At 42.0% G+C, this 2,875-nt stretch carries 3 protein-coding genes; all 3 read left to right on the top strand.

Features of this window, described 5'->3' with window-relative positions:
• Positions 1-970 precede the first annotated feature (970 nt).
• The gene (cysE, locus tag H1P_RS32470) at positions 971-1,678 is read left to right on the top strand and encodes a serine O-acetyltransferase (protein ID WP_144875486.1); all 708 of its coding nucleotides are present in this window, start codon (positions 971-973) and stop codon (positions 1,676-1,678) included.
• A gap of 10 nt (positions 1,679-1,688) precedes the next feature.
• Entirely contained in the window at positions 1,689-1,976 is a 288-nt protein-coding gene (locus tag H1P_RS32465; RefSeq protein WP_144875484.1) for an Asr1405/Asl0597 family protein, read from the top strand.
• A gap of 128 nt (positions 1,977-2,104) precedes the next feature.
• A complete protein-coding gene (dpsA, locus tag H1P_RS32460) occupies positions 2,105-2,659 on the top strand; it encodes a DNA starvation/stress protection protein DpsA (RefSeq protein ID WP_144875482.1) in 555 nt (184 codons plus the stop codon).
• Positions 2,660-2,875 lie beyond the last annotated feature (216 nt).

Below are 2,875 nucleotides of genomic sequence, written 5' to 3'. Positions count from 1 at the left end.
GGGGCTTCCTCTGACTTCGTGAGTTAGTGCGGTCTTGGGCGGGGCAGAAGAGTTCTGCCGTGAAACGACAGAATCAGCCCCTTGGGTTTCCCTCAATGAGCAACTAACTCACCCTTTAGGGGGTCTGACCTCATTTCCTCCCGTCAAGTACAAAGCTATTAGCAAGCGGAGCTTCCGAGCTTAGAGCTTAGAGCTTTAAGAATATAAAAAAACTGGAGTAGGCTTGTCAAACCTCTCCAGAAGCGTCACGAAATTCAATTTCTACTGCGGAATACTGACCAAAAGAGCGGATGGAACATCTGCCAACGTCTGTCATATGCCCTAAAGGACTTCCTTCGGTCGCGCGACGGCGAAGCCGAGTCCTTTAGGGGAGCGGTATCCTTTAGGGCAAGCATTTGAGGCTTTCTCAAGTGTCGCGGAGTCACCGAACGCGAACCAATACTCTGTTTCTGTCTCTAATCCGTATCTAAATTAACATCATTATTTACTTGAGTTTGATATGTAGATTTTAGCAAGCACAAAAAATAGTAACAACAGCTACAAAGCTTATACTGCTTGAGTTCTGTCTTGATGATATTAATTTGCTTTGTGAGTACCAAATTTTTGATAGCAAGATCTCGTTCAATTGCTTAGTTTGAATAGGTTATGGAAAATACGATCCTGAGTACCAAATACTAATACCTTGACCAAACAATACTCAGACCCTTCGGGAAAAATACCTGTAGCTATACCTCAAAAAAAACTTATAGATATCTCAACACCTTACATATCATACATTTCTAATTAATGAGTGCAAATTAATTAATTTAATCAATCTAACCTTTGTCTGTCGCCGAAGAACAAATCGAGGCTGTTGATATAAGCAATATATAAAGTTAGTCATTAGTGATTTGTCATTGGTTTTTAAACATTTGACTGAGAACAAAGAACAAATGACCAAGAACGAAAGACAACTAATCCCGTTAAAACAATGCAACAGCCACTAACTATCAACAGAGAACGAGAGAGAAGCGATAGCAAACAGAAACAATTGTCAGTAAATATCAGGCAAACAAATTTCTGGACAGATTTAAAGATTATCTTCGATCGCGATCCAGCAGCCAACAATTGGTTGGAAGTACTAATTTGCTATCCTGGCGTTCATGCGTTAGCATTACATCGAGTAGCTAACTGGCTGTGGCACAAACAAGTTCCCCTATTACCCCGTTTTTTATCTCACTTGGGAAGATTTCTCACTGGGATTGAAATTCATCCTGGTGCAACCATCGGTAAAGGAGTTTTTATCGATCATGGGATGGGGGTAGTAATTGGCGAAACTGCCATAGTAGGTGATTACTGTTTAATCTACCAAAACGTAACCCTAGGGGGAACTGGAAAACAAACAGGAAAACGTCATCCGACTTTAGAGGAAAATGTTGTTGTCGGTGCGGGTGCCAAAATTTTAGGTAATATTAATATCGGTAATGATGTTCGCGTTGGCGCGGGTTCGATCGTGTTGCGGGATGTCCCAGATGATTGCACGGTAGTAGGAATTCCAGGACGTATTGTCTCTCGTAGTGGTATTGGTTGTCCCCTCGAACATGGTAAACTACCCGATCCAGAAGCTCACATTATTCGTTCTTTGCTCAATCGCATCGAGAGTTTGGAACAAAATATACAGAAATTATCCACTTATTAACCTCAAAATCATGTCTAAATTCACTCGTCCTGATGCTTTTGTCAGTCAGGTGGCAAAAATTCATCGAAGCGATCGCTGGAGTGCTTATCGTCGCTTGCAAGAATTAGATATTTCTTGCTGGTGTCCCCAAGATGGCACTCTCTGGGTAGAAATCGACCATTGCATCCATGCGATTTTAATTCGCAGTACCATACAGCAATTCGTCAGTACGCGCTCGGAATCAATTGAATGGTTGGAGCGATGCTGGTCAACGGAACTGGATGTCATTAGTCATCAATCATTAGTGGTTAATCGTTAGTGATAGATCGTTAGTTATTTATTTAACACAAACAATCGCTAACTATTAACCACTGTACGGACGTTTCTAGAGCGTCTTTAACCATATTATCCCGCTTGACGGGACTAACCACTTACAAATAAAGAAACATGACACAAACATTAGTTTTTCAACAATTCGGAGAAGTTGCTAATAATCCTATTGGTTTAGGCAAAGAAGTTGTAATTCCCGTATGCGAAGGTTTGAATCTTGCCCTAGCTAGTTTTCAAGCTTTATATCTGCAATACCAAAAACATCATTTTGTTGTAGAAGGTGCAGAATTTTATTCGATCCATGAATACTTCCAAGAAAGTTACGAAGCCGTACAAGGTCACGCTCATGATATTGGCGAACGTTTAAATGGTTTGGGCGGTGTTCCCGCAGCCAGCTTGAGTAAATTAGCAGAACTTTGCTGCTTTACAACCGAAGATGATGGCATCTTTGACTGTCGCCAAATGATTGAAAACGATCTAGCTGCTGAAAAACAAATTATCGATTTAATTCGTCGTCAAGCAGCCCAAGCAGAAAGTGTTGGCGATCGCGCTACTCGTTATTTATACGAACAAGTCTTGCTAGCTACTGAAGAAAGAGCTTTCCATCTCGATCACTTCTTAGCTACCGACAGCTTAACTTTAGGTTTTATCGGCAACGGTAATGGCAAGTAGTTAATTAGTTAATTAATTATTCGTCGCTAGTCAACACTCGCGCGACCGAAGGAAGTCCTTTAGGGCGTTCCTTTGCGGAGGAGACCTCCGCAGGGGTGGATAGGGGGGACGGGGTTCACAAGCTGGGCGGGAGACCCGCCCAGACGACCCCTCACTTTTCTGGTTTTATGTTTTGTCTCTCACAGTTAACTGTGGTTTGTTGAAGTCCCCCCATCC

Source organism: Hyella patelloides LEGE 07179 (genome assembly GCF_900659865.1).
Lineage (GTDB): Bacteria > Cyanobacteriota > Cyanobacteriia > Cyanobacteriales > Xenococcaceae > Hyella > Hyella patelloides.
This window is presented reverse-complemented; position numbering and strand designations above follow the sequence as displayed.

Bases quoted from the DNA above. Each gene is read 5' to 3' on its own strand.
- cysE (WP_144875486.1), top strand. From the start codon at position 971: ATGCAACAGCCACTAACTATCAACAGAGAACGAGAGAGAAGCGATAGC.
- H1P_RS32465 (WP_144875484.1), top strand. From the start codon at position 1,689: ATGTCTAAATTCACTCGTCCTGATGCTTTTGTCAGTCAGGTGGCAAAA.
- dpsA (WP_144875482.1), top strand. From the start codon at position 2,105: ATGACACAAACATTAGTTTTTCAACAATTCGGAGAAGTTGCTAATAAT.